General features: G+C 65.6%; 20 protein-coding genes and 1 pseudogene. 14 read left to right on the top strand and 7 right to left on the bottom strand.

Features of this window, described 5'->3' with window-relative positions; translation table 11 throughout:
• Nucleotides 1–8: 8 nt before the first annotated feature.
• Both M8523_RS05360 and M8523_RS05355 read right to left on the bottom strand, forming a co-directional pair.
• Complete coding sequence (locus tag M8523_RS05360; protein ID WP_428349864.1) at nucleotides 9–2,513, bottom strand: heavy metal translocating P-type ATPase; 2,505 nt, start codon at nucleotides 2,511–2,513, stop codon at nucleotides 9–11.
• 283 nt (nucleotides 2,514–2,796) lie between these two features.
• A pseudogene (locus M8523_RS05355) lies at nucleotides 2,797–3,721 on the bottom strand (LysR family transcriptional regulator).
• A 111-nt stretch (nucleotides 3,722–3,832) separates the two neighbouring features.
• On the opposite strand from M8523_RS05355, the gene M8523_RS05350 reads away from it, so the two are divergent.
• On the top strand, nucleotides 3,833–4,228 hold the full coding sequence (locus M8523_RS05350) for a (R)-mandelonitrile lyase (protein ID WP_282583788.1): 396 nt from the start codon (nucleotides 3,833–3,835) through the stop codon (nucleotides 4,226–4,228).
• A 223-nt stretch (nucleotides 4,229–4,451) separates the two neighbouring features.
• Here the strand turns inward: M8523_RS05350 and M8523_RS05345 are convergent, their stop codons facing one another.
• Nucleotides 4,452–5,615 carry a DUF3443 family protein gene (locus M8523_RS05345; protein WP_282583787.1) on the bottom strand — a complete coding sequence of 388 codons (1,164 nt, stop codon included), beginning with the start codon at nucleotides 5,613–5,615 and terminating at the stop codon, nucleotides 4,452–4,454.
• A 120-nt stretch (nucleotides 5,616–5,735) separates the two neighbouring features.
• Between M8523_RS05345 and M8523_RS05340 the strand changes: the two genes are divergently transcribed.
• From M8523_RS05340 to M8523_RS05305, 8 genes are all read left to right on the top strand, one after another.
• A complete protein-coding gene (locus M8523_RS05340; protein ID WP_282583786.1) occupies nucleotides 5,736–6,608 on the top strand; it encodes a type 1 glutamine amidotransferase in 873 nt (290 codons plus the stop codon).
• Between the two features lie 148 nt (nucleotides 6,609–6,756).
• Nucleotides 6,757–7,182: a cupin domain-containing protein gene (locus M8523_RS05335; RefSeq protein WP_282583785.1), complete on the top strand. Its 426-nt coding sequence runs from the start codon at nucleotides 6,757–6,759 to the stop codon at nucleotides 7,180–7,182.
• Nucleotides 7,183–7,255: 73 nt separating this feature from the next.
• Nucleotides 7,256–8,665 (top strand): amidase, encoded by a 1,410-nt coding sequence (locus tag M8523_RS05330; protein ID WP_282583784.1) that lies wholly within the window; start codon nucleotides 7,256–7,258, stop codon nucleotides 8,663–8,665.
• A 123-nt stretch (nucleotides 8,666–8,788) separates the two neighbouring features.
• Entirely contained in the window at nucleotides 8,789–9,865 is a 1,077-nt protein-coding gene (locus M8523_RS05325) for an ABC transporter substrate-binding protein (RefSeq protein WP_282583783.1), read from the top strand.
• An 80-nt stretch (nucleotides 9,866–9,945) separates the two neighbouring features.
• Nucleotides 9,946–10,920 carry an ABC transporter ATP-binding protein gene (locus M8523_RS05320; RefSeq protein WP_282583782.1) on the top strand — a complete coding sequence of 325 codons (975 nt, stop codon included), beginning with the start codon at nucleotides 9,946–9,948 and terminating at the stop codon, nucleotides 10,918–10,920.
• A complete protein-coding gene (locus M8523_RS05315) occupies nucleotides 10,920–11,783 on the top strand; it encodes an ABC transporter permease (protein WP_282583781.1) in 864 nt (287 codons plus the stop codon). The genes M8523_RS05320 and M8523_RS05315 overlap by 1 nt, the downstream gene beginning before the upstream one ends.
• Nucleotides 11,780–12,607, top strand: coding sequence for an ABC transporter permease (locus tag M8523_RS05310; protein WP_282583780.1), 828 nt, complete (start codon nucleotides 11,780–11,782; stop codon nucleotides 12,605–12,607). Before M8523_RS05315 ends, M8523_RS05310 begins: the two co-directional genes overlap by 4 nt.
• Nucleotides 12,604–14,115 carry an NAD(P)-binding domain-containing protein gene (locus M8523_RS05305; RefSeq protein ID WP_282583779.1) on the top strand — a complete coding sequence of 504 codons (1,512 nt, stop codon included), beginning with the start codon at nucleotides 12,604–12,606 and terminating at the stop codon, nucleotides 14,113–14,115. The genes M8523_RS05310 and M8523_RS05305 overlap by 4 nt, the downstream gene beginning before the upstream one ends.
• On the opposite strand, the gene M8523_RS05300 is transcribed toward M8523_RS05305, so the two are convergent.
• Nucleotides 14,073–15,038 carry a LysR family transcriptional regulator gene (locus tag M8523_RS05300; protein ID WP_282583778.1) on the bottom strand — a complete coding sequence of 322 codons (966 nt, stop codon included), beginning with the start codon at nucleotides 15,036–15,038 and terminating at the stop codon, nucleotides 14,073–14,075. The two genes, M8523_RS05305 and M8523_RS05300, sit on opposite strands and share 43 nt — an antisense overlap.
• A gap of 185 nt (nucleotides 15,039–15,223) precedes the next feature.
• Between M8523_RS05300 and M8523_RS05295 the strand changes: the two genes are divergently transcribed.
• The 3 genes from M8523_RS05295 to M8523_RS05285 all read left to right on the top strand — a co-directional run bounded on the left by M8523_RS05295 (nucleotide 15,224) and on the right by M8523_RS05285 (nucleotide 18,924).
• Nucleotides 15,224–16,771, top strand: coding sequence for a sugar ABC transporter ATP-binding protein (locus M8523_RS05295; protein ID WP_282583777.1), 1,548 nt, complete (start codon nucleotides 15,224–15,226; stop codon nucleotides 16,769–16,771).
• A gap of 96 nt (nucleotides 16,772–16,867) precedes the next feature.
• On the top strand, nucleotides 16,868–17,908 hold the full coding sequence (locus M8523_RS05290) for an ABC transporter permease subunit (RefSeq protein ID WP_282583776.1): 1,041 nt from the start codon (nucleotides 16,868–16,870) through the stop codon (nucleotides 17,906–17,908).
• Nucleotides 17,909–17,988: 80 nt separating this feature from the next.
• A complete protein-coding gene (locus tag M8523_RS05285) occupies nucleotides 17,989–18,924 on the top strand; it encodes an ABC transporter substrate-binding protein (protein WP_282583775.1) in 936 nt (311 codons plus the stop codon).
• Between the two features lie 41 nt (nucleotides 18,925–18,965).
• Here the strand turns inward: M8523_RS05285 and M8523_RS05280 are convergent, their stop codons facing one another.
• On the bottom strand, nucleotides 18,966–19,475 hold the full coding sequence (locus M8523_RS05280) for an RNA pyrophosphohydrolase (protein WP_282583774.1): 510 nt from the start codon (nucleotides 19,473–19,475) through the stop codon (nucleotides 18,966–18,968).
• Between the two features lie 142 nt (nucleotides 19,476–19,617).
• On the opposite strand from M8523_RS05280, the gene M8523_RS05275 reads away from it, so the two are divergent.
• The gene (locus M8523_RS05275) at nucleotides 19,618–21,237 is read left to right on the top strand and encodes an AMP-binding protein (protein ID WP_282583836.1); all 1,620 of its coding nucleotides are present in this window, start codon (nucleotides 19,618–19,620) and stop codon (nucleotides 21,235–21,237) included.
• 161 nt (nucleotides 21,238–21,398) lie between these two features.
• Here M8523_RS05275 and M8523_RS05270 read toward each other — a convergent pair whose 3' ends face one another.
• The gene (locus tag M8523_RS05270; RefSeq protein ID WP_282583773.1) at nucleotides 21,399–23,621 is read right to left on the bottom strand and encodes a primosomal protein N'; all 2,223 of its coding nucleotides are present in this window, start codon (nucleotides 23,619–23,621) and stop codon (nucleotides 21,399–21,401) included.
• Between the two features lie 111 nt (nucleotides 23,622–23,732).
• Between M8523_RS05270 and M8523_RS05265 the strand changes: the two genes are divergently transcribed.
• Nucleotides 23,733–24,266 carry a DUF5872 domain-containing protein gene (locus M8523_RS05265; RefSeq protein WP_282583772.1) on the top strand — a complete coding sequence of 178 codons (534 nt, stop codon included), beginning with the start codon at nucleotides 23,733–23,735 and terminating at the stop codon, nucleotides 24,264–24,266.
• On the opposite strand, the gene M8523_RS05260 is transcribed toward M8523_RS05265, so the two are convergent.
• The gene (locus M8523_RS05260) at nucleotides 24,263–24,958 is read right to left on the bottom strand and encodes a uroporphyrinogen-III synthase (RefSeq protein WP_282583771.1); all 696 of its coding nucleotides are present in this window, start codon (nucleotides 24,956–24,958) and stop codon (nucleotides 24,263–24,265) included. The genes M8523_RS05265 and M8523_RS05260 overlap by 4 nt on opposite strands.
• Between the last annotated feature and the right edge of the window lie 3 nt (nucleotides 24,959–24,961).

Genomic DNA, 24,961 nt, shown 5'->3' with positions numbered 1-24,961 from the left:
CCTTCTTCTCAGTCGAGGCGCGCGGATCTGAGGCGCAGGGCATTGCCGATGACCGATACGGAGCTGAGCGACATCGCGAGGGCGGCGAAGATGGGACTGAGCAGGATGCCGAAGGCCGGGTAGAGCACGCCGGCCGCCACCGGGATGCCGATGGCGTTGTACGCGAAGGCGAATATCAGGTTCTGCCGGATGTTGCGCATCGTCATCCGGCTGAGGGCGGCGGCACGCGCGATCCCGGCGAGGTCGCCCTTGACCAGCGTGATCCCGGCGCTTTGGATCGCGACCTCCGCGCCGGTCCCCATGGCGATCCCGACATCGGCCTCGGCGAGAGCTGGCGCGTCGTTCACACCATCGCCGGCCATGGCAACGACGCGGCCCTCGGCCTTGAGCTTGCGGATTGCGGCATGCTTGCCCTCCGGCAGAACGCCGCCTTGCACCTCCTTGATGCCGAGTTTCCGGCCGATCGCCTGAGCGGTCGCGATGTCGTCGCCTGTCAGCATGACGATGCGGATGCCGCCTGCCCGCAAGGCGTCGAGCGCCGCTGCCGTGCTCGGCTTGACCGGATCCGCAATGGCGATCACCGCGCCCGCCTTGCCGTCCACCGCCATGAACAGGGCGGTCGCCCCGGCGCCGCGAAGGACCTCGGCTCTTGCAGCAAGGGAGCCAGACTGGATGCCGAGTTGCTGCATCATCGCCTCGTTGCCGAGAGCTACCTCGCGGACCCCGACCCTTCCGGTAACCCCCTTGCCCGTGACGGAAGCAAAGTCCGTAGGGTCCTGGATGACGATCCCCCGATCGCGTGCCGCAGCCACGATGGCGGCGGCGAGCGGATGTTCGCTCGATCGTTCCAGGCTCGCCGCCAGGGCGAGCACGTCTGTCTCGGACAAACCATCAGCGGGCAAGATCGCCGTGACCTTGGGCTTGCCTTCGGTCAGCGTACCGGTCTTGTCCACCACCAGGGTGTCGACCTTCTCCATCCGCTCCAACGCCTCGGCGGACTTGATCAAGATGCCCGAGCTCGCGCCCTTGCCGACCCCGACCCCAATGCTCATCGGCGTGGCCAAGCCGAGCGCGCAGGGGCACGCGATGATCAGGACCGACACGGCCGCGATCAGCCCATAGGACAGCGCCGGCGAAGGTCCCCAGGCGGCCCAGGCCACGAATGCCAGGACGGCAATCGCCAGCACGGCGGGAACGAAATAGCCCGAGGCGGTGTCGGCCATGCGCTGGATCGGGGCGCGGCTGCGCTGCGCCTCGGACACCATCTGGACGATGCGCGCCAGCATCGTGTCCGACCCGATCTTGTCGGCCCGCATGACGAGCGAGCCGGTGCCATTGACCGTGCCGCCGATGAGCTTGTCGCCAGCCTCCTTGCCGACGGGCATCGACTCGCCCGTCACCATGGATTCGTCGACCGCGCTCCTGCCGTCGAGCACGAGTCCGTCCACCGGCACGCCGCTGCCGGGCCGGACCCTGAGTGAATCGCCGACCTGCACCTCCGCCAAGGGTACCTCCAGGTCGAGGCCGGCCGCGCCGACACGCCAGGCCGTCTTGGGCGCCAGATTGAGCAGAGCCCGGATCGCCCCACCGGTCTGGTCGCGGGCACGCAGTTCCAACACTTGACCGAGCAGCACCAGGACGACGATGACGGCCGCAGGCTCGAAGTAGACGGCGACCATGCCGCCACTCTCATGGAAGCCGGATGGGAAAAGGCCCGGCACGAAGGTCGCGGCGAGGCTATAGAGGTAGGCGGCGCCCGTCCCGATCGAGATCAAGCTGAACATGTTCAGGCTACGGTGGACCACCGAGGCCCAGCCGCGCTCGAAGAACGGCCAGCCTGCCCACAGCACGACCGGTGTCGACAGCGCGAACTGCACCCACGTCGACACGTGAGACGGGATGAGCCTGTCGAGGCCCAGGGCCGGTAGGTGGCCTCCCATCTCCAGGATCACGATGGGCAGCGTCAGAGCGAGCCCGATCCAGAAGCGGCGGCTCATGTCCGTCAGCTCATGGTTGGGCGGCGCCTCCGCCGCGACTGTGAGCGGCTCCAGGGCCATGCCGCAAATAGGGCAGCTTCCAGGGCCTTCCTGCCGGATCTGCGGATGCATCGGGCAGGTGTAGATCGCCCCCTCGGGCACCGGAGCGTCAGGATCGGCCGGCTTGGATGAAAGGTACTTGGCAGGGTCCGCCAGGAACTTGGTCCGACATCCGGCCGAGCAGAAAAAGTAGGCGCGACCTTCACGCTCGGCCCGATGCTTCGCGGTATCCGGGTCCACCACCATGCCGCAGACAGGGTCCTTGATGATCCGTTGCTCGTCCGACCCGGAAGCTTCTTCTTCAGACAGGTCTCCGTGGTAGTCAGGCCCATGATCGTCACCCGGGTGCGCGGCTCCGGCGGCAATGTACTTCGCCGGATCGGACACGAACTTCGTCCGGCACCCGGCCGAGCAGAAATGATAGGGTCTGCCGCCATGCGTGGCCTGGTGGACCGACTTGGCCGGATCAACAGACATCCCGCACACGGGATCCGTCACCATTTGCGTTCGTCGGGCAGGCGCATGCTGATCACCACCTGCGCAACTGCAGCCCTGTTTAGACACTCGATGTTCTTGTGCTGATCCGACCATGTGATTTGCCCTTTGATCCCCTTCCTGCACCTTCCCATCGTGGTAAGGTCAAGCCCGCAGTCAGGCACCAGTCCGGCAAGTTCGGTCTCGACCGTTGCCGCAGGCGGTCCGGGCGGGGCCGTCTTCGGTCAGGTCGGCCCGGCAAACCGCCCGCCAGGGATGCGGCGTCTTACGGAGAGGGGAGATCTGGCGTCGGCGGTCCCGCTCGAAAGCGGAGGGCGGCGACCAGCAGGGCGAAGGCCGGGGGATTGCTGCCGGCGGCTCGGGTAACAGAGGTGATGCCCCGAGTAGGACGGACACCAGTCGGCCAGTACCTGGACGAGCCGTCCGCTGTCCAGGTGCGGCTGAACCTGATCCAGGGCCAAATAAGCGAGGCCGAAACCGGCCAGGGCCGCGCTGAGCATCAAGGCGATCGTGTTGAAGGCGAACTGCCCTTCCACCCGGACCCTCAGCTCCTTTCCGGCCTTCTCGAACTCCCAGGCGTAGAGCCCCCCGTAGGTCGGCAGGCGAAAGTTGATGCAGCGGTGGTCGGTGAGGTCCCGGGGGACCTTGGGTTTGTTGCGAGCCGCCAGGTAGGCCGGCGAGCCGACCACCGCCATGTGGATGTCGGGACCGATCGGCACGGCGATCATGTCGTTCGCGACGATGCCCCCAACTCGGACACCGGCGTCGAACCGCTCGGCGACGATGTCGATCAACCCGTTGTCGACGACGATCTCGGCGCTGATGTCCGGATAGTCCGGCAGGAAACGTTCCAGGACCGGCCAGATGATCATGGCCGCCGCATGCTCGTCGGCGCTGATGCGGATGGTGCCTGCCGGCTGCTCGCGGAAATCGCTGATCCCCGCCAGCTCGGCCTGGATATCGTCGATCTTGGGTCCGATCGTCCGGAGCAGGCGCTCGCCCGCGTCGGTCGGGGAGACGCTGCGGGTCGTGCGCGTCAGCAGCCGCACGCCCAGTCGGGCTTCGAGGCCGCGCATGGTCTGGCTCAGCGCCGACTGCGAAACGCCCAGCTTGGCGGCCGCCCTGGTGAAGTTCCGTTCCCGCGCCACCGTCAGGAAGGCCGACAGATCATTGAGGCTTTCGCGCGGCATTCAGAAGCTGACCTTATGGGCTCTTGCAGATTCTAATGCCTAATCGCGGGCAAGCGGCAGTGCTATTTCTCGGACGAGAGATCAGCGGCTACTCTTTCGGAGCGACATTCCATGGACATCAAGCGAAGCGGCTCGCAGCCGTCAGGCAAGGGGCCGGCGGATTGGTTCACCGGCACGGTCCGGATTGATCCCTTGAACAATCCACCCGAGCCCGCCCGCGTCGGCATGGCGCTGGTCACCTTCGAGCCCGGCGCCAGGACGGCCTGGCACACCCATCCGCTCGGCCAGACGCTGGTCGTCACGGCCGGCTTCGGCCGGGTGCAGCGCGAGGGCGGCCCCATCGAGGACATCCGTCCAGGGGACGTCGTCTGGTTCGAACCGGGCGAGAAGCACTGGCACGGTGCCGGGCCTACCACTGCCATGAGCCACATCGCCATTCAGGAGAAGCTGAATGGTTCGCCAGTGGATTGGCTGGAACACGTCTCCGACGAGCAATACCAGCCATAGGACGTTGCCCGTTCGCATGCCGGAGCCGGCCAGCCATCTCCTTGCGCCATGGCAACGCCCATCCCCGAGCGGCTAGGTGGCAATTGCTGCCCGGCTCTCAACGCCGGCCAAGTCAACGGCATCGGGGATATCGCGACGCGGAGAGCCACAAACCTGTGAGAACTCCAGTTCTCAGGATCGCCGGCGAACTCTCTTGACGACGGACGGCAGAGGACTCGGGCACTTACGGGAAAGCGTAGAGGGGACCCTGCGTGCGTTTCAGTCCATCGACCTCCATGCCGTCGAAGACAAGGGCGATCCTGCGGCCGAGGAAGAGGGGGGCTCCCCATACGAACGCCTGTGATAAGGCGTTCGCTGCTTCTGCGAACCCGTCCCAGGCGCCCACGTGGTGGTCCAGGGCGCTTCGATAATCGCCGACCTTGAACGTGATCGGTACGTGCATGCCGTCAAAGCCAACCATCGTCGCAGCGAACGTTCGTTCGGGCGACACGCAGAATGCCCAGCTCATTCCCGCGCATCGCGGGAGGTGATCGTCGGCGAGGATGTAGGTCTCGGTGCCGCTGTCGATGTAGCTCGCGGCAAAGGCGGCGGTGCCGTAGAGGGTTGTGAAGAGGCCGTTTTCGTCCATCCGGACGATGCGGGCGTCGCCGATCCCGTTGTTCGCCGCATCCCCGACCCCGAAGGTCAGGGTCCCGACGATCTCGTTGGTGTCCCGAGCAGGGACCGCGGGAAGGTCGAACACGACGCCGTTCCGATGATTTGGAAAGAGAGAAATCGGGTTCGGCAGGCGGCTCGCGGCGGGAACCGATCCCCGGATCGGACGCCACGATCCGCCCTCCTGCTCGAAAACGCCGGGCCGGCTCGGGTCCTGCAAGCAGTCTCCCTGGCAGTCGAGCAGATGCGGCCCGATCCCGAGGGTCCCGTTCGACGTCGGCTTGGCCGTGGATATCGGGCACCCATCGGGGCAGGGCCGGGGATCATCGGCAATGATCTGGATGGGCAGGCCAGGAACCGTCATGCCGCCGATCCGAAGGTCGGCGCGGAATAGTGGCCCCCAGGCGTCATCGTGGACGAAACGCAGGCATTCTGCGAGGGACTTGCCGTCCGGCCCCAGGAATGGCGGGAGCCGGAACTCCGACGGGAGGGCCGAGGCTTCGAGCCTCAGACCTGTTGATCCCGTGTCGACCATGATGTCGTCGACCGTCGCACAACGATCCGTCCCCGGCTCACACAGGGTGATGCTGACAACCAAGCGGTTGAACCCGGAATGGGGCGTTCGCACCCGGAGCGGGACGACGTTGGCCGACGACAACGTTTGCGCGGAGGCAGGGTCCCCCAGCCACATGGCGGCTAGCAGGACAAGCAACAACAGTAGTTTCCAGATCATTCGAGACCCTCCCTGGTTCCTGCGCGCTTCTGCCATCTGAATGTGCCTCCGCGGGCACCATACTTTCCCGCCGACCAGCGCCCGATCTTGGGCTCCTCCTCCGAATTGACTGATCCACACATGCCCGACTCTCTACGATTACTCATCGCCGAGAGCGAGACGGTTCAGGATCGGGAACGGAGGCGACAGAGCACCGGCCGCAGCAGTGGCGAGAGCTATATGGCGACGCTGCAAACGATCTGTCCGAACGCCGAATGCGAGCTTGTGCGGCCGGTCGAGCCTGGCGGGAATGCGAGACCGGCGCAGGATCTCGCCGCATACGACGCCGTATTCCTGACGGGCTCCCCTATGCACGTCTACAGGGAGACGCCCGAGGTCCGGCGCCAGCTCGAGTTCATGCGTGCCGTCTTCGAGGCCGCGACGCCGAGTTTCGGCTCCTGCGCCGGGCTTCAGGTGGCCGTTGCGGCGGCCGGCGGCACTGTTCGAGAGTGCCGGCGGGGTCACGAAGTCGCTTTCGCTCGGCGCATCTTGCGGACCGAGGCCGGCCAGACGCACCCGCTCCTGGCAGGTCGGCCCTCTGTCTACGACGCAGGGGCGATCCACTCCGACGAGGTCGAAGTCCTCCCGTCCGAAGGCGCCACCCTTCTTGCGACCAACGGCGTGACCCGCGTCCAGGCCGCCGAGGTGCGGTTCGGGCATGGCGTGTTCTGGGGCGTCCAATACCATCCCGAACTGCCGCTGTCGGAAATCGCCGACGCGCTGCGCCGCCAGGGCGACGACCTGATCGAGCAGGGTCTCGCGCGAACCTGGACGGACGTGGAGGACCAGGCATCGCTGATCGAAGCTTTAGGTCGGGAGCCGGATCGCCGCGATCTTGCCTGGCGCCTGGGTGTGGACGATCAGGTGGCGGACCCAAGGCTTCGCCAAACCGAGCTGCGCAACTTCATCGAGCATCTTGTCTTGCCGACACGCTCCGGTCGTGGACGGGGCTGAAAGGCGCGCACGGGGTGTTCCAGTTTGCCTGGATGCGCCTCGGCAGGTGGGCGTTGCCGGATTGGCAACAGGTGGTGCGAAACTTGCGGCTTCTCCCTCGGTCATCGCTGGGGCATGACGTCTCTGAGCTTCACCGGAACCGAAAGACATGCTCCCCTTCAGTCTCGAAAGCGTCAGCTCCGCCAAGGCGTTTCGCATCGGTCCGAACGACACGAATTATTTCGCCATGCTGTTCGATGGCGAGAAGGACCAGATCGACAATATCTTCGTGATCGAGATCTTCACGGTTGGAGGCGCCACGCCGCCGAACGAACACGCGGCCGCACATGAATTCTTCTATGTGCTGGCGGGTGAAGGAATGGCGCGCTGCGCGGACAAGACGATGCCGATCAAGAAGGGCGATGCGCTTCTGCTTCGGCCGGGCAGCGAGCACGTCATTGAGAATACCGGCTCAGGGAAACTCTATACTTTGACCGTCATGACTCCGAACGAAGGCTTTGCCGAGCTGATCCGCAGCGGGCAGCCGGTGGAACTGGACGACGAGGACCTGCGGGTTCTCGGTGGCAAGAATTGAGCCGTCCGATCGACTGAACGGCATCGCACAGCCATGGATCCTGGCGCCGCCGCAACCAGAGAGGCCGGTCCCGATGCCTTTTCCGTCTGACGATCCGCGCGACGCACTGGCCCTCGCGGCGGATATCCGCAGCGGCCGCCTCTCGGCCCGCGCGGCCCTGGATGCCGCACTGGGAGCGGCTGAGTCCGTAAAACACCTGGGAGCGATCCGCTTTCTGGATGCGGCCCGTGCTCGTGGTCGCGCCGATGAACTCGACCGCCTCCTGGCCGACAAGCCGGAGGAAGCGGCCTCCATGCCGTTCTTTGGTGTGCCCTTTCTGATGAAGGATCTCGGGTCTGCGGCGGCCGGATTCCCGGTCGTCTGCGGCTCCCGGCTGCTCGAAGGCATGCCGCCGCCCCAGGTCGACAGCCATCTTGCGGCGCGCTTCCTGGCCGCGGGTCTCGTGCCGTTCGGTGTCACGACAGTGCCGGAATTCGGTCTGGCGACGACGTCCGAACCCGACCTCGGTCCCGTGGCTCGCAATCCGCTCGATTCCACCCGAACGCCGGGCGGCTCGTCGGGTGGCGCGGCTGCGGCCGTGGCGGCCGGCATCGTCACCTTGGCGCAGTCCGGCGACGCCGGTGGATCGACCCGCGTGCCGGCCGCCTGCTGTGGCCTGGTCGGCCTGAAGCCAAGCCGTGGAGCGGTGCCGGGCGGCCCTGGTTTCGGCAACCATCTGAGCGGGATCGCCATCGAACTCGTGTTGAGCCGGAGCCTGCGCGATACCGCAGCCGCTCTCGACGCCGTGACAGGTCGCGCCCAGGGGCCGGAACCCGACCCCGATCTCGGCGGATCGGTCCTGGCGCGGTTGGAAGAGCCGCTTCCCCGGTTACGTGTCGGGCTCTGCCTCGGCATGCCGGGCAGCATCGATCCCGCGCGGCGCGACGCCGTCGCGGCGGCCGCGGATGTCTTGGCCCGGAACGGCCATACGCTCATCGTGGTGCCGCCCGAACATCTGGCGCCGCTGACTCTCGCGTCGGCGCGGGCCTTCGATCGGATCATTTCCGTCAACCTCGCCCGCAACCTCGCTGGGCTCGGAGACGACGACCTTGCGCGCGTCGAGCCGCTCACACGCGCGGTGCTGGCTCGGGGTCGCGCGATCTCCGGGGTCGAGTTGCAGGAGGCGCAGGCCGCAGCCGTCGGCGTCGCTCATGAGATGTGGCGTCTCTTCGGTGACATGGACGTGTTGCTGACGCCCATGTTGGCGACGGCACCGACGCCGATCGGGGCGATGCCGATGGATCACGGCGACGTGGAGCTGCACTGGCGCCGCATGGAGGCCTTCGCGCCCTATGCGATGCTGGCGAACATTGCCGGTACGCCGGCATTATCGGTTCCCATTGGACCGGACCGCGACGGGCTCCCGCTTCCCCTGCATCTGGTCGGCATGATGGGGAGTGACGCGCTTCTCCTCAGAGTGGCCCGGCAACTCACCACTCTCTGACCGTCAGGCTGGACCGTTGCCGTTTCGACAACGCCCCGTGCGGAACACGTGCCTTCCGGTGAGGCAACGTTTCAGACACGATCGGTCTCACCGCTGCATCGCCGCGGCGCCATGGAGATCCGCATGTCTGCGCTTTTGACCCGACGCCAAACGCTGGCCAGCATCGTCGGAGGCGTGGCAGCAGGTGCCCTGTCGCTCGATCGCGCCAAGGCAGCCGTCTCGGAACTCGTCTGGGCAACCTGGGATTCGAACGCCCATCCCGAATATGTGGATCCGTTCAAGAAGGAGACCGGCACGGCCATCAAGCTGTCGTTCCTCAGCAGTGAGGACGCGCAATTCGCGGCGCTGAAGACGGGTGCGGCCAAGGATTGGGACGTGGTCAATCCGGGCCTGAACGGCACGTGGCGTTACATCGACGCCAAGGTCCTGCAGCCGCTCGATCTCACCAAGATCCCCAACCGGCAATACATGTACGCCCCCTTCAAGGACACCGACAAGGTGGTGGGCAAGGACGGCAAGACCTACGCAATCCCGTATCTCTGGGGCTTGAACCCGATCGTCTACCGGAAGGACAAGTATAGCGAGGAGCCGACCTACGCGACGCTGTTCGACAGCAAATACAAAGGCCAGCTGGCGATGCGCGACTATGCGCTCGAAAGCATCGCGGTGGCGGGTCTCTTCATTGGCGTGCCGCGCGATCACGTCTTCACCATGAGCGACGCCGAGCTGGCCGAGGCCAAGAAAGCCCTGATCGCCCAGAAGCCGCTGCTGCGCACCTATTGGCAGACGATTGGCGATCTCACAAATCTGTTCGCCACCAATGAGGTGACCTGCGCCTTCTCCTGGCGGGTGCCCTTCGATGCGTTGCGCGACAAGCTGCCGATGGGCATGGCCAAGCCCAAGGCCGGAATTTTCGGTTGGAGTGATTGCTTCGCGATCCCGGCGACGCTGTCCGACGACAAGGTGGCGGCCGCTCATGCGTTCGGCAATTACCTCCTGGGCGCCGATTATGCCTCGGCCATCGCGGAGATCGGCAATTACGCCACCTCGTCGAACATCATCCGGGACAAGCTCACCCACGAGAAGCAGGAAGCCATCTTCGTCGACGATCTCTCGGTCATGAACAGCTTCATGTGGCCCGTCGCCCCGCCCAATTATTCGGCCTGGCTGAAGATCTGGAACGAGGTGAAGGCCGCTTGACGCACCGAGAGCCCGCACACGTTCTGCTTTCCGCGCGCGGGCTCACCAAATCTTATGGGGGGCCGCCCGTCGTGGATCGCGTGGATTTCGATCTCGGCGAGCGGGCTTTTACGACCCTGCTCGGTCCGTCCGGCTGCGGCAAGACCACGATCCTGAGATTGATCGGCGGGTTTGAACGGCCGTCGGCCGGCCGGATTCTGCTCGACGGACGGCCGATCGATGCGGACCCACCCGAGCGGCGACCGGTCAACACCGTCTTCCAGTCCTACGCGCTGTTCCCGCACATGAACGTGTTCGACAATGTCGCGTTTTCGCTGACCCTTCGGTCGGGAACGGGCGATATTGCCGCGAAAGTCGCCCGGGCGCTCGACGCGGTACATATGGGCGAGTTCACGAACCGCTTTCCGAATGAACTGTCGGGCGGCCAGCAGCAGCGCGTGGCGGTCGCCCGCGCCATGGTGGCGGAGCCGCGCCTGCTGCTGCTCGACGAGCCCTTGTCGGCCCTCGACCGCAAGATGCGGGCGCATCTGCAGGTCGAACTGAAGGACCTGCAGCGCCGACTCGGCATCGCCTTCGTGTATGTCACGCACGATCAGGAGGAGGCGTTCGCCCTGTCGGATATCATCATGGTGATGAATGCGGGGCGGATCGTCCAGGCGGGGGCGCCGCAGGAGATCTATCGTCGTCCCGCCAGCACCTTCGTGGCCGATTTCATCGGCGGCGCCAGTCTTGTCAGCGGCCATATCCTCAGCGCCACGGCGGATCGGGCGATCATCCGGACCGCCCTCGGTACCTTCGAGGCGCCGGCCCGGCCTGCCTTCACGCAAGGCGAACCAGCGGTCCTGGTGCTGCGCCCCGAAAGTCTGGCGCCGGGCCGCGTGGGCGAGGCAGTGCCCGCGACAGTCCGGCACGTGACCTATGCGGGCCAGGATTTCACGGTGGAGGCGGAAGCCCACGGCGTGGTGTTGCGCTTCGCCGCGCAGGAAGCGCCGGAGCCCGGCGCGACCGTGCCTTTGGCGGTACTGGGCCACAAAGCCTTCGTCACGGCGGCCTGATGCCAGACAGCCGTCAAATCTTGGCGCTCCCGGTCGTGCTGTTGCTGCTCGTCGGCGCGATCCTGCCGCTCACCATCCTGGTCGTGATCAGCTTCTGGAGCGTCGATTTCGATGCCTTCGAACTCGTGCCGGGCTTTGGTCTTGCGAGCTGGCGCGAGATCCTCGGCAACCCGACCTATCCCTATCTGATCGGCAAGGCCGTGCTGACCGGCGGTGTGACCACGTCTCTGACGGCTCTTGCCGGCTATCCGCTCGCCCTGTCTCTGCTGCGGTTGCCAAAGCGCTGGAAGAGCGTCGCCCTCGTGGTGCTGCTGACGCCCCTCTACACCGGCGAGATCGTGCGCATCTATGCCTGGCGTTTGGTGCTCGGCACCGATGGGCTCGTCAATAGCCTGCTGATGGGGCTGCATCTCGTCGATGCCCCACTGAAGTTCCTGCTCTTCTCGCCCTTCACCACGGCACTCGCCCTGTTCTACGATGAACTGCCCTTTATGACGCTGGCGCTCTGGATTGCGCTCGAACGCCTCGACATGCGCCTCGTCGAGGCCGCCCGCGACCTCGGCGCCCGCCCGCTCCCGGCCTTCATCCGCGTCACCCTTCCCTTGACCAGCACAGGACTTTGCGCCGGTGCGCTCGCGGTCTTCGCTCTCTCGGCGGGCGACATGCAGACACCTAATTTCCTCGGCGGCCCTTCGGGCGCGACCGCGCTTGCCTCGATCGACAACTTCTTCGGCACCGCCTTCGACTGGCCTACGGCCTCTGCCCTCGCACTCACCCTGCTGCTGACGCTGATCGTCGCCGCAGCGCTTCTCGCCGCTGGAATCCTCCGGCTCGGGGGCCGGCCTGCGCGAGTCGCCCGATGAGCCGCCGGAGCCTCGCAGTGCTGACCGCCGCGGTGGCCTTCCTGTATTTGCCGATCGCCATCCTGGCGGTCTTCTCGTTCAACGCGTCGCGCCTGATGGCCTTTCCGCTGTCGGGCTTCACGCTCGACTGGTACCGGTCGCTGGCGGGCAATACGAATTTCCAGAATGGGTTCGTCACCAGTTTTCTGGTCGCCCAGCCGGTCGGGATCCTGGGCGCCGGGCTCGGGCTGACGGCCGCGATGGCATTGATCGCAGCCGGTCGCCGATTGCGCATCATGCTGACGGCGCTGCTTCTCGTGCCCTTTCTGGTGCCGAAAACGGTTCTGTCCATTGCCCAGACCATGGTGCTGAGCCGCCTCGGTCTCGGCCGTGGCGCCGCGACCCTCATTCTTGCTCAGGTGATCGTCGTGATCCCGTTCACCACCGCGATCATCGCTTCCGTGCTGATCCGGCTCGACCCGCGGCTCGCGGAGGCGGCCCGCGATCTCGGTGCGAGCCCTTGGATCTGCTTTCGCCGCATCACCTTTCCGCAGATCAAGCCCGCCGTCATGGCGGCCTATTCCATGGGCGTGATCCTGTCCTTGGCCGATCTGACCATCGGCCTCTATCTGGCGGGGCGGACCCAGCCCCTGTCCCTCATCGTCGCGTCGCAGTTCCGCCGCGAACTCAGCCCCGACCTCAACGCCATGCAGGTGGCGGTGCTGGTTCTGACCGCTCTCATCGTCGTGCTGACGGAGGTCTACCAGCGCCGCCGCGACGCGCGCCGACGTGGGCGGGCACCCGTCCGACAAGCCACCGGCGAAACCTTGGAAAGACCCGCGTGAGCGAACTGACACTGACCGAGCTGGCCGAAGCCGCGCGCCGGGACCTCGCGACGCTCGCCTACCCGGCGACCGATTGGGTCGAGGCATGTGCGACGCGGCAGGGCGAGCATGTCCATGCCGTCATCGTCGTCGGAGCCGGCCAGTCGGGTCTCCTGGCGGCGGCGAGCTTGCGGCGTGAGGGGGTGCACGACGTGGTCGTCCTGGACCGGGCGCAGGCCGGCCAGGAAGGTGTGTGGGATGCCTTCGCCCGCATGGAGGAACTGCGGAGCCCCAAGGCGCTGAACGGCCTGGAGTTCGGATGTCCCAATCTGTCGATCGCCACGTGGTACGCGGCCCGGCACGGTCGTGCGGCCTGGGAGGCGATCGAGCGGGTTCCGAGACGCGACTGGGCCGACTACCTTCGATGGTACCGCACCACACTGGCCCTCGCGGTTCAAAGTGGGACCGATGTGGTCGGCATCCGCGACGCCGAAGCCGACGAGAATGTGCTGGCGGTCGAGACCGAGGTGAACGGACGCCGCGCGGCCCGCTTCGCCCGCACGGTCGTGATCGCCACGGGCTTCGATGGCGCTGGGGCCTGGCGGGTCCCGGATTTCATCAGCGATCACCTGCCGCGCGACCGATACGATCACACCAACGGGCCGGTGGATTTCGAGCGGCTGCGTGGGCGTCGCGTCGCGGTTCTCGGCCATGGGGCATCGGCCTTCGACAATGCCAATGCGGCGCTTCGTGCCGGAGCTGCGCGTGTCGACCTCTGTTTCCGCCGGACGCGGTTGCCGCGGTCGAATCCGCATCGGCATCTCGAAACGGCCGGTACGATGACGCACTTCAACGAACTCGACGATGCGATCCGATGGCAGGTGGCGCGGCATTTTCGGGCGGCCGACCAGCCGCCACCGAACCGCGCCTTCGCCGAAGCCCTGGCGCACCCCCGCTTCAGCCTGCATCCGGGGCGTCCCTGGCTGTCCGTGCGCCTCGATGGCGATGAGATCGTCATCGCGACGCCGCAGGGCGCCCTCCGCTGCGATCATCTGCTCTGCGGAACGGGTCTTGCCGTCGATCTCGCGGCCCGACCTGAATTGACGTCCCTCGCGCCCCTGGTCGCTTTGTGGCGCGACCTGTACACGCCGCCGCCGGCGCAGGAAGACGCGCGACTGGAGGCCTTTCCCTATCTGGACGCGAATTTCAACTTCCTTCCTCGGCATGAGAGAGATGGATGGGTGCGCCAGGTGTTCGCTTTCAACGGGCTCAGCGCCGTCAGCCAAGGACCGCACTCGACCTCGATCAGCGGCCATCGTCATGCGATGCCCCGCCTCGTTCGTGGCGTCACGGCGCGCCTGTTTTCCCTCCAGTCGGCTTCGTTCATCGATCGGCTGAAACGCTACGACAACAATGATCTGGCCGTGCCGGACGATTTCGAGTCGGCGCACCCGGCCTTGGGTGAGCCTCATCCGAGTCCCTTGCCTCAGCCGGCGAGGCTGGGCAGGACCGAGATCGTGTCCGGCTGATCGGCCTGCAGCCGCTCGTCGCCGAGTTGGCTGAGAGCATCGTCGACCGCCTCGGCGAAACACGCGCCCGCCACTGGCAGGATCCGGTTCCGCTTGACGATGGCGGCCACCGTCTCGCGTGGAAAGGAGCGTTCCTCGAAGGGCACGAAGGCGACCTCGCCGCGGCCGATTTCGCCCGCGATCCCCACACGCGACCGGATGCCGACCCCGACGCCCGCCTTGATCAGCGCCGTCATGGTCTCGAAGGAGTTCGTCTCCAACTGCCGCCCGATCACAAGTTCGGCGTCTCCGCCCAATTGCGCATTGAACAGGCGCCGGGTCGAAAAACCGTTGTCCGGTACGATCAGGGTTTCCCCGATCAGGTCCGTCAATTTGATCGAAGCGCAGTCCGCCAGCAGATGCGAGGGATGCACCACGGCGCCGATCGCGACGGCCGTTTCACGGCGCCGCCGGATGCACGGCTCGCTCGAAGGACTGAACGCGATCCCGAGATCCGCGAGCCCCTCGGCCACGTCGGAGACGACGGTTTGCATGTCGCGCACATGCACCCCGAAACTCACATGCCGGTGCTGGGCCCGGAAAGCACCGATGACGGCCGGCAGAAAGTCCTTGGCGATCCCTTCTTCGCAGGCGACCACGACATGGCCTCGGCGCGCGCTCCTGAGGTCGTCGACATCGGCGATGGCGCGATCGAGATCCGCATGGGTCTTCAGGACGTAGCGGTAGAACACTTCTCCGGCCGCCGTCAGCTTCAATCCCTTGCTGCTTCGCTCGAAGAGAGGTGATTTAAGCTGCTCTTCGAGCTTCAGGATCTGCCGGTTGATGGCCGATGGCGCGATGTTGAGCTGGTCGGCCGCCTTGCGGATCGACCGGGTTTGTACGGTTTCCCGGAAGTACCTGAGTGCGATCCACTGAAAATGCATGCGTCGGCCGCCTTCGGTTCAGCCGGCTCTTCTGCATGCCCCATGCCAACCAGATCGCAGAGTGGCATCGCTCGAAAATTGTGGCCAAGGCGTGTCGCTCATTTGACAAGGCAGACATGCACGTTGCACATAATCATCCCGCATCGGAGATGGTTGGGCCGCCTCGAGCGTGGAGGAGGAGTGTCATGACCGATCGATCTGAGCCGTCTGCGGTTCATGACGGCCCCATCTTGGAAATGCGCAACATTTCCAAGACGTTTCCGGGCGTTAAAGCCCTTTCCAATGTGCAGTTGACGGTCGCCCCCGGCGAGATCCATGCCCTGATGGGCGAGAACGGCGCGGGCAAGTCGACCCTGATGAAGATCCTGTCCGGCGCCTACCAGGCGGACCCCGGTGCGATCATCAAAGTGGCAGGCGTTCCGCTGGTCAGCCGCGGCCCCCTGGAATCCAAAGCGGCCGGCATCTCGATCATCTACCAGGAACTTGCTCTGTCGCCCAACCTGACGGTCGCTGAAAACATCTTCCTGGGTCGCGAGCCCCGGAACGGGGCCTTCATCGATCGTGCGGCGATGAGCAAGAGCGCGGGCGAGGTTCTCGCGCGGCTCGGTGCGACCTTCGGACCAACCACGATCGTGTCGACCTTGTCCATCGCCGAGCGGCAGATGGTGGAGATCGCGCGCGCGGTTTTCGCCAATTCCCGCATCCTGGTCATGGACGAGCCAACCACGGCCTTGTCGTCGCGCGAGACCGACAAGCTCTTCGCGATCGTCCGGAAATTGCGTCAGGACGGTATCGCGATCATCTACATCTCGCATCGCATGGCGGAGGTCTATGAACTGTCCGACCGGGTCTCGATCCTGCGGGACGGGACCTATGTCGGAACGCTCGAACACGATCAGATGACGCCCGACGCGATCGTCAAGATGATGGTCGGCCGCGATCTCGGCTCTTTCTACAAGAAGGAACACCGGTTCCGCCCCAATGCCGCGCCGATCCTCGAAGTGCGCAACATGGGTGACGGCCGGCGTGTCAAGGACGTGTCCTTCGCTCTCCATGCGGGGGAGGTGCTCGGCCTCGCCGGACTCGTCGGCGCGGGCCGGACCGAACTCGCCCGAATGCTGTTTGGCGCCGACCGCCACGTGACCGGGACGGTCGTCCTGGCGGGCAAGACCCTCGAGATCAAAGGTCCCCAGGATGCCATCGATGCCGGCCTCGTCTACCTGACGGAAGACCGCAAGGCCGAGGGCGTGCTGCTCGACATGTCGGTCAAGGACAACATCAATCTGATGATCTGCGGCAAGGATGCGAAATCCGGCATCCTCAACCTGGCAAAGATGAAATCCCGCGCGAAGGCGGCGATTTCGGCCCTGAGCATCCGGGTCGCCAGCGCCGACGTCAACGTCGGCTCGCTCTCGGGCGGCAACCAGCAGAAGGTGCTGCTCTCCCGCCTGCTCGAAACCAAACCGCTCGTTCTGATCCTCGACGAACCGACGCGCGGCGTCGACATCGGCGCGAAATCCGAGATCTACCGGATCATCGACGAACTGGCCAAGGCCGGAGCCGGTGTCCTGGTGATCTCGTCCGAGCTGCCCGAGGTCATCGGCATCGCGGACCGTATTCTGGTGATGCGCGAGGGGCATCTCGAAGGTGAATTGCAGGGCGAACAGATCAACCAGGAACGAATCATCGCCCTGGCAACCGCCGCCGACCGCGAGCTTGCCAAAGCGTCCTGATCCCCGTGCGCAACCGCGACCCGGGCCGGAATCCAACTAGACAATGATGTAAAGTCTCAGCCAAGAGACGCGACACGAACGCAAGGGATGGAAGCCATGTCGACCGTCAAGACGACCGAAGCCCCGTCGCAGAAGAACGTCGCGGCCAAGCAGCACATGCAGGGCATTCTTCGCGCCGTTGGAATGCTGCCGATCCTAATCCTGATCGGCCTGATGTTCCAGTTCCTCAGCGGCTATGTTGAAAGCGGCAGTGTCTCGAGCGCCTTTTCAAGCGGGCGCTTCATCTCGGCGCTCAACCTGTCCACTGTCGCCCAACAGGCGGCCGTCAACACGGTTCTTGCCGCCGGCATGACCTTCGTGATCCTGACCGGCGGCATCGACCTGTCGGTCGGTTCCATCCTGGCCGTCGCGGCCATGGCGGCCCTCATCGTTTCGAAGTTCCCCTCCATCGGCATTTTGGGCATTCCGGCCGGTCTTCTGACCGGACTGGCCTTCGGGCTCATCAATGGCGGCCTGATCTCGGCCATGCGGCTTCCGCCGTTCATCGTGACACTCGGATCGCTCACGGCCGTTCGCGGCGTCGCCCGGCTGATGGGCGATGATACGACCGTGTTCAATTCAGACTTGCCCTTCGCGTTCATCGGCAACGGCAGCCTGTTCGGCGTGTCATGGCTCATCATCATCGCGGTTGTGGCGATCATCACCTCCTGGTTTGTCCTGCGCCGCACTGTCCTCGGCGTGCATATCTATGCCGTCGGCGGCAATCCCGATGCCGCGCGGCTGTCCGGCATCAAGGTCTGGGCGGTGCTGCTGTTCGTCTATGGAGCGTCGGGACTGTTGTCCGGTCTGGGCGGTGTCATGCAGGCGGCACGGCTCTATGCAGCCAACGGTCTCCAACTCGGCACGAGCTACGAACTCGATGCAATCGCGGCGGTCATCCTCGGCGGCACGAGCTTCGTGGGCGGGGTCGGATCGATCGTCGGCACGCTCGTCGGTGCGCTCATCATCGCGGTGCTGGCGAATGGATTGATCCTGACAGGCGTTTCGGACGTCTGGCAGTTTATCATCAAAGGTCTTGTGATCATCGGCGCCGTGGCGCTCGACCGCTATCGCATGAGCGGCGGCGCCCGCACCTGATCTCAACTTTCAGCTGAAGTGCTGGAACCCCGGCGCGGCCTCGGGCCGAGCCGGTCACTTGTGTCACAGGAAGGAAACCCATGTTGAAGAAACTTCTGCTCGCGGGCGCGGCCCTCGCGCTCCTGAACGGCGCGGCATCCGCAAAGGATCTGAAATCGATCGGCATCTCGCTCGGTTCTCTTGGCAACCCGTTCTTCATCGCCCTATCGAAGGGCGCCGAAGCGGAAGCCAAGAAGACGAACCCGAGCGTCAAGGTGCAAACCGTCGGCTTCGATTATGACCTCGGCAAGCAGGTCACGCAGATCGACAATTTCATCGCCTCGGGCGTGGACTTGATCCTGCTCAACCCGGGCGACCCCAAGGCCCTGAAGCCGGCGATCCAAAAGGCCCAGGCGGCCGGCATCCTGGTGGTGGCCGTCGACACTGCGGCGGATGGTGCGGACGCGACGGTCACGACCGACAACGTGCAGGCCGGGCAGATCGCCTGCCAGTTCATCATCGACAAGCTGAGCGGCAAGGGTGACGTGATCATCGAAAACGGTCCGCAGGTCTCCTCCGTGGTGGATCGCGTCACCGGCTGCAAGAAGGCGTTCGCGGCTGCTCCTGGCATCAAGATCCTGTCGAGCGACCAGGACGCCAAGGGCTCGCGCGATGGCGGCTTGTCGGTGGCTCAGAGTTTGTTCACCCGCTTCCCCAAGGTCGATGGCCTCTTCGCCATCAATGATCCGCAGGTGATCGGCAGCGACCTCGCGGCCAAGCAACTCGGCCGTACTGGAATCGTCATGACCTCGGTCGACGGCGCGCCGGACATCGAAGCGGCGCTCAAGAACCCCGCGAGCCCGATGATCATGGCTTCGGCCAGCCAGGACCCCTATTACATGGCCCAGAAGGCTGTCGACGTCGGCATCGAGCTTCTGCAGGGCAAGAAGCCTGAGCAGTTGATCACCTTGGTGCCGTCGAAGCTCGTCACACGTGACAATGTCGCCGACTACAAAGGCTGGCAGGCGGTTCGCTGATTATCGGCCTGAAGCCGGGACGCGGAACCGGGTCCCGGCACTTATGACGACCCTTCCGCCGCGAAACGGCGGAAGGCTTCCGCGACCCTGGTATAGGTTGCCCGTTTGTGCGGCATGACCAACGCGGGCAGGGACCCTAACGGCACCCAGGCCCAGGCCGAGAATTCCGGGCGCAGACCGCTCGCTGGCTCCGTGACATTGATGGCGCTCTCCTGGCCTTCGAACCGCAGGGCCACCCAACGCTGCGTCTGTCCACGAAATCCGCTCAATGAATGCGGCGGACCCGCATAGGGTGGAAAATCATAGGCCCACCACGTCTCGGTCGCGGCCAGGAACGAGACCTCGCCGATTCCCGTCTCCTCGAAGAGTTCGCGGCGCGCCGCGATTTCGAGATCCTCGTTCGGATCGATGCCGCCCTGCGGCATCTGCCATTCGAAGCCGGCCACCACCTGCTCCGGCCCTTCGTTCAGGGCCATCCCGGCGAAGACCAGACCTGCGGAGTTGAAGAGCGCAATGCCGACGTTCGGCCGATAGGGAAGTGTCGAATCCACGATCTTCGTCTCCGGCAGTGCATGTGCGAGATCAATACGGGCTCTTGTGCATTGCAATGCAAAACGTTTCAATAAAAGACGGAGCGTAGGGTTTGAGTTCCTGGCTGGCTAAGTTTTGGCCGCCCTCGCGAGTGGATGCGTGATGGAAGTGTCCGAGAGCAGCGATCCCTCGCAGATGCGCGCCGCGTTTAGGTGGCGCATTCCCGAGCGTTACAATATCGGCGTCGATGTGTGTGATCGTTGGGCGGAGCGCGATCCCGGCCGTGCCGCGATCATCGACGTCGCCGACGACGGCCATCGGACGATCACGACCTATGCCGAGTTGCGGGCGCAATCCAATCAGCTCGCGCGGGCCTTGCGCGGCCTTGGGGTCGTGCGCAGCGACCGCGTGGCCGTGCTGCTGCCGCAGTGTGCCGAGGCGGTCTCGGCTCATGTGGCAATCTACAAGCTCGGCGCCATCGCGGTGCCGCTCGCCTCGGTGTTTGGCGTCGATGCCCTGGCGTATCGCCTCGCCGATTCCGGCACCAAACTGGTTCTGACGAACGGGCAGGGGGCCGCCAAGATCGCGGCGATCGGGCCGCTCGCGCGGAGCGTCGAGATTGTCATTTCGATCGATGGCGCCGACGGGTACGCGTTGGGCTATGCGGAACTCCTCGCGCGGCAGTCCCAGGATTTCCAGCCAACCCGGACGAGCGCGGAGGATCCTGCGCTGATGATCTACACGTCCGGCACGACGGGTCAGCCGAAGGGTGCGCTGCATGCGCACCGGGTTCTGCCCGGGCATCTCCCCGGCATCCAGATCAGCCATGACTTCCTGCCGCAGCCTGGCGATCTCATGTGGACGCCGGCCGACTGGGCCTGGGCGGGCGGGTTGCTCAATGCGCTGCTTCCAAGCCTCCATTTCGGTGTTCCCGTCGTGGCGCGGCGCGTCGAGCGGTTTGACCCCGAAGCCGCTTTCGCGCTGATGGCCCGGCAGGGCATCCGCAATGCCTTCATTCCACCAACGGCGCTTCGGCTGCTCCGCACGGTCGCGCGACCGCGCGAGCGGTTTTCCCTCGCGCTCCGTAGCGTCACTTCGGCCGGCGAGCCGCTCGGTGCCGAGACGTTCCTATGGGGGCAAGAAGCTTTCGGTCTCGCCATCAACGAGGTGTTCGGGCAGACCGAGTGCAACTACGTTCTGGCCTCTTGCGGCCGGCTTGGGCTGTCGCGCCCCGGGGCCATTGGGCAGGCCGTGCCGGGCCACCATGTGGGGGTCATCCGGCCCGATGGATCGTTGTGCGACCCTGGCGAGACCGGGCAGATCGCCGTGGCGCAGCCGGACCCGGCGATGTTCCTGCGCTATTGGAACCAGCCCGAGGCGACCGCCCAGAAATATCTCGGCCTGTGGATGACGACCGGCGACCTCGCCTGGATGGACGCCGACGGCTACGTCACCTTTCTGGGCCGCAACGACGACATCATCACCTCGTCGGGCTATCGCATCGGTCCGGCCGAGATCGAGGATTGCCTGCTCAAGCATCCGGCCGTCGTCTCGGCCGCGGCCGTCGGCAAGCCCGACCCGATCCGCACCGAGATCGTCAAGACCTTCGTGGTGCTTCGAGCCGGAACCGACGCGACGCCGGCGCTTGCGACAGAGATCAAGGATTTTGTCCGCTCGCGTCTTTCGGCGCACGAATACCCGCGCGAGGTCGCTTTCGTGGACGCTCTACCCATGACCAGTTCCGGCAAGATCATGCGACGACTATTGCGCGAACAGGCGTAAGACTGAATCCGCACGCTCACGTCCGCTTTTGCCGTCATTGCGAGGCGGCGAAGCTGCCGTGGCAATCCATGCAGCGTTGGGGATCTGGATCGCCAGGCTTCACTCGCGATTGATGACGGTCAAGTGAAACCAATCATCCAGAATCGATACAAGGGGTCCGCTTAAAGAAAGCTTTGTGGCTCGACGTCGATATCGACCCTGATGTCGCCTCGTGCCTTCGGGCCGGCCGCCAGGGCGGCGCGGAGAAAGCCCTGCAGGTCGATTGCGCGGCTCGCCGTGACGAGCAGACGGAAGCGGTGGCGTCCGCGCAGCAGGGCAAGCGGCGCCTCGGCCGGGCCGAGGACGTCGAGGCGCTGTTCGGCCGGCCGCCAGGCGCCGATCGTTGCAACCGCGGCCCGGGCCAAAGCGCGGGCATGTGCCTCGGCGGCATGTCGGTCGCCGCCGGAGACGATCACGGCCGCCAGCCTGCCGAAGGGTGGCAGGCCGGCCGATCGCCGCATTTCGGTTTCGGTCCGATAGAAGCGTTCGCCATCACCCGAGACGAGCGCTCGCATGACCGGGTGATCGGGCTCCCAGGTCTGGATCAGGCCGCGACCGGGTTTGTCGCCGCGCCCGGCCCGGCCTGTCACCTGCTGTAGCATCTGGAATGTGCGCTCGGCGGCACGCGGATCGCCATTGGCCAGACCGACATCCGCGTCGACGACGCCGACGAGGGTCAGACTCGGGAAATTATGACCTTTGGCAACAAGCTGTGTTCCGATCACGAGATCGACCTCGTGACGCGCGATGGCCGCAAGCTGCTCGCGGATGTGCTCGGCCCCTCCAGGAGCATCGGACGACAGCAGAAGTGTGCGGGCCGCCGGAAAGCGCTGCTCGACCTCCTCGGTCAGTCGTTCGACCCCTGGACCGCAGGGCACCAGCGTGTCGGCGTTGCCGCAAGCCGGGCATTGGGTGGGGCGCCGCTCGACATGGCCGCAATGGTGGCACATGAGCGCATTGCGGAAGCGGTGCTCGACGAGCCAGGTCGAGCAGTTCGGGCACTGGAACCGATGCCCGCAGGTCCGGCACAAAGTGAGCGGCGCATAGCCCCGACGGTTGAGGAACAGGAGGACCTGCTCGCCCCGGCCGATGGTTTCGCCGATCGCTTCGGCGAGCGGCGGCGAAATCCAGCTTCCGCGCGGCGGTGGCGTCTTGCGAAGATTGATGGCGGCCAGAGCCGGCAGGCTTCGACCGCCGACCCGTGCGGCGAGCACCAGATGGCCATAGCGGCCTTCCTCGGCATTGACACGCGTTTCGAGCGCCGGGGTCGCCGAGGCCAGCACGACCGGAACGTCCTCCAGCCGGCCCCGCACCACGGCCATGTCACGGGCGTGGTAGACGACGCCGTCCTCTTGCTTGTACGCCGGGTCGTGCTCCTCGTCGACGACGATCAACCCTAGGTTCGCGAACGGCAGGAACAGGCTCGACCGGGCCCCGATGACGATTTGGACGTCGCCTGACGCCACCCCCAGCCAAACTCGTGCGCGACGACGGGAGGGCACGGCGGAGTGCCACTCGGCCGGCCGGGCGCCGAAGCGGGCCGCGAAGCGGTCGAGCGCCTGCGCGGTCAGGGCGATTTCCGGCATGGTGATCAGGACCTGCCGACTTGCCCGGAGCGCAGCCGCGACGGCTTCGAAATAGACTTCCGTCTTGCCGGCTCCCGTGACGCCTTCGAGCAGGATCGTCCCGAAGCGGCGGCGCGTGACCGCCGCGACGAGCTCGCCTGCGGCCATCTTTTGCGAGGGTTCGAGCCGGACCGCAGCGAAATCCGGGTCGAGAGTGCCGCCGAGGGGCTCGGCCGAAAGCACCACCGGCGTGATGGTGCCCTCGTCGATCAACCCGTCGATCACGCCTGTGCTGCAGCCCGCAGCCCGCGCAAGCTCGGCTTTCGACGCATCTGGCAGTGTGGCCAGGGTGTCGAGTACGCGGATGCGGGCCGGCGTCAGACGCGCGGGTGGCGGCCCGGCCCGCCGCAGCCCGATCCGCACGCGCTCCGGTCCTGCATGGGAGGGCGCCCGCACCGCCATGCGGAGCACCATGCCGCGCGGCGTCAGCGTCCACCGCGCCACCCAATCGATGAAGCGGCGCAAGCGGGGCGGCAGGGGCGGCAGATCGACCGTGCCGATCACGGATTTCAGGTTGGAGCCTCGCCCCGGACCCAGCACCTCGCGCGACCAGACGACGCCCACGGTTTCCCGGGTGCCGAGTGGCACGTGAACGAAATCCCCCTCGGCGGCGTCCAGCCCAGGTGGGAGGCGGTACGAATAGGCGACATCGACGGCCACCGGGACGAGGACATCCACCACGACGGAGGACTCGCCGCCCACCTCGACTTCTTCAGGCATTGGAGATCACGTGTGGGGATGCCGGTGATCGTCGCCGCTGCGGCGATTCCGACCATGCTGAATGGGGCACAAAGTGTCTCGCCTCGGCATTAGCGCTCATTGGAGGTTGGCATGAGCGGAACGGCGGACAAGACCGATCCTTCCTTATGGGAAAAGGTCAAACGGCAGGTGACGGCATCGGACAAAGGCGGCAAGCCTGGTCAATGGTCCGCCCGGAAGGCGCAACTCGCCGTCCACGACTACAAGCAGGAGGGTGGCGGTTACAAGGGAAAGAAGTCGACCGACAACCATCTGACGCAGTGGACAGAGGAGCAGTGGGGCACCAAGTCGGGCAAGCCGAGCCTGGAAACGGCAGAGCGCTATCTGCCCAAAGCAGCCCGAGAGGCTCTCAGCCCCGATGAATATCGACGCACGTCGGCCAAGAAGCGAGCCGACATGCGGAAAGGCAAACAAGCCTCCGCGCAGCCAAGGGATGTAGCGGAAAAAACGTCCCATTCTCGCAAGGCGCCCGTCGAGTTGGCGACTGGGCGTGCCAGCAAGGCCGCTCTCTATGCCGAGGCCAAGCGGCTCGACATCGAAGGTCGATCCAAGATGAGCAAGGACGAGCTCGTCGCGGCGCTGCTTCACGCGTCCGAACGCGCTTAGAGGAGTGCGAGGAGATTTTGCTCATCGGGGTGCGGGGCCGGCACAACGTCATCGAGGCCATGGCGAGCAAGGCCGGCCGCGACGTCGTCCGACAGGCAATAGTGCCGCCATCTGCGCATCTCGGAGCCCAGCCCGGACTCGATTGCGACCTCGACCGCCAGATCCACGCTCCGTCGAGAATAGTGGAGGGCCGCGTCGCAGCTTCGACGAAGCGTCTCGACGACGTCGGGCGGCCAGCGTTCCACACGCCGGGCGTGGTAAACCTCGACGACATTGAGGGTGAACCCGCTCCGTCGCAATGTCTCCTCGACGGTCGGCTTCCGGTCGCGACCGGCGACGAGCACGATGCGCCGGGACGGGGCGATCTGCTTGGCGATCAAGGCTGCGAGCGCGGCGGCATTGTCGTCGCCGCTGCGCACGTCGGAAAACCCTAAGGCCTGCGCGGCTCCTGCGGTTCGTGACCCAACGCAGTAGCATGGCATCGAGCGGAAACGCGTCGGAAGAGCCTCGCGGTCAAGCACCTCGACCGCATGGGCGCTCGTGAACACAAGGATGTCGCCGTCGGCCGGAACCTTCACGCCTGTGGAGACGATCTCGATCACAGGCGCCAGCATGGCGGCATGTCCCAGTGCCGCAAGTTTCCCCGCCGTCCGACGGCCGTCACCCGCAGCGCGGAATACGGCGACGCGCATCCG

It is taken from the genome of Lichenifustis flavocetrariae (assembly GCF_026130545.1).
GTDB classification, from domain to species: Bacteria; Pseudomonadota; Alphaproteobacteria; order Rhizobiales; family Beijerinckiaceae; genus Lichenihabitans; species Lichenihabitans flavocetrariae.
The sequence above is the reverse complement of the archived record's forward strand: the minus strand, read 5'-3'. Positions and strand labels throughout refer to the sequence as shown.

Excerpts from the sequence above, each read along its gene's own strand:
- M8523_RS05360 (WP_428349864.1), bottom strand. The coding sequence starts at position 2,513 with ATGTCTGTTGATCCGGCCAAGTCGGTCCACCAGGCCACGCATGGCGGC.
- M8523_RS05350 (WP_282583788.1), top strand. The coding sequence starts at position 3,833 with ATGGACATCAAGCGAAGCGGCTCGCAGCCGTCAGGCAAGGGGCCGGCG.
- M8523_RS05345 (WP_282583787.1), bottom strand. The coding sequence starts at position 5,615 with ATGATCTGGAAACTACTGTTGTTGCTTGTCCTGCTAGCCGCCATGTGG.
- M8523_RS05340 (WP_282583786.1), top strand. The coding sequence starts at position 5,736 with ATGCCCGACTCTCTACGATTACTCATCGCCGAGAGCGAGACGGTTCAG.
- M8523_RS05335 (WP_282583785.1), top strand. The coding sequence starts at position 6,757 with ATGCTCCCCTTCAGTCTCGAAAGCGTCAGCTCCGCCAAGGCGTTTCGC.
- M8523_RS05330 (WP_282583784.1), top strand. The coding sequence starts at position 7,256 with ATGCCTTTTCCGTCTGACGATCCGCGCGACGCACTGGCCCTCGCGGCG.
- M8523_RS05325 (WP_282583783.1), top strand. The coding sequence starts at position 8,789 with ATGTCTGCGCTTTTGACCCGACGCCAAACGCTGGCCAGCATCGTCGGA.
- M8523_RS05315 (WP_282583781.1), top strand. The coding sequence starts at position 10,920 with ATGCCAGACAGCCGTCAAATCTTGGCGCTCCCGGTCGTGCTGTTGCTG.
- M8523_RS05310 (WP_282583780.1), top strand. The coding sequence starts at position 11,780 with ATGAGCCGCCGGAGCCTCGCAGTGCTGACCGCCGCGGTGGCCTTCCTG.
- M8523_RS05300 (WP_282583778.1), bottom strand. The coding sequence starts at position 15,038 with ATGCATTTTCAGTGGATCGCACTCAGGTACTTCCGGGAAACCGTACAA.
- M8523_RS05295 (WP_282583777.1), top strand. The coding sequence starts at position 15,224 with ATGACCGATCGATCTGAGCCGTCTGCGGTTCATGACGGCCCCATCTTG.
- M8523_RS05290 (WP_282583776.1), top strand. The coding sequence starts at position 16,868 with ATGTCGACCGTCAAGACGACCGAAGCCCCGTCGCAGAAGAACGTCGCG.
- M8523_RS05285 (WP_282583775.1), top strand. The coding sequence starts at position 17,989 with ATGTTGAAGAAACTTCTGCTCGCGGGCGCGGCCCTCGCGCTCCTGAAC.
- M8523_RS05275 (WP_282583836.1), top strand. The coding sequence starts at position 19,618 with ATGGAAGTGTCCGAGAGCAGCGATCCCTCGCAGATGCGCGCCGCGTTT.
- M8523_RS05270 (WP_282583773.1), bottom strand. The coding sequence starts at position 23,621 with ATGCCTGAAGAAGTCGAGGTGGGCGGCGAGTCCTCCGTCGTGGTGGAT.
- M8523_RS05265 (WP_282583772.1), top strand. The coding sequence starts at position 23,733 with ATGAGCGGAACGGCGGACAAGACCGATCCTTCCTTATGGGAAAAGGTC.
- M8523_RS05260 (WP_282583771.1), bottom strand. The coding sequence starts at position 24,958 with ATGCGCGTCGCCGTATTCCGCGCTGCGGGTGACGGCCGTCGGACGGCG.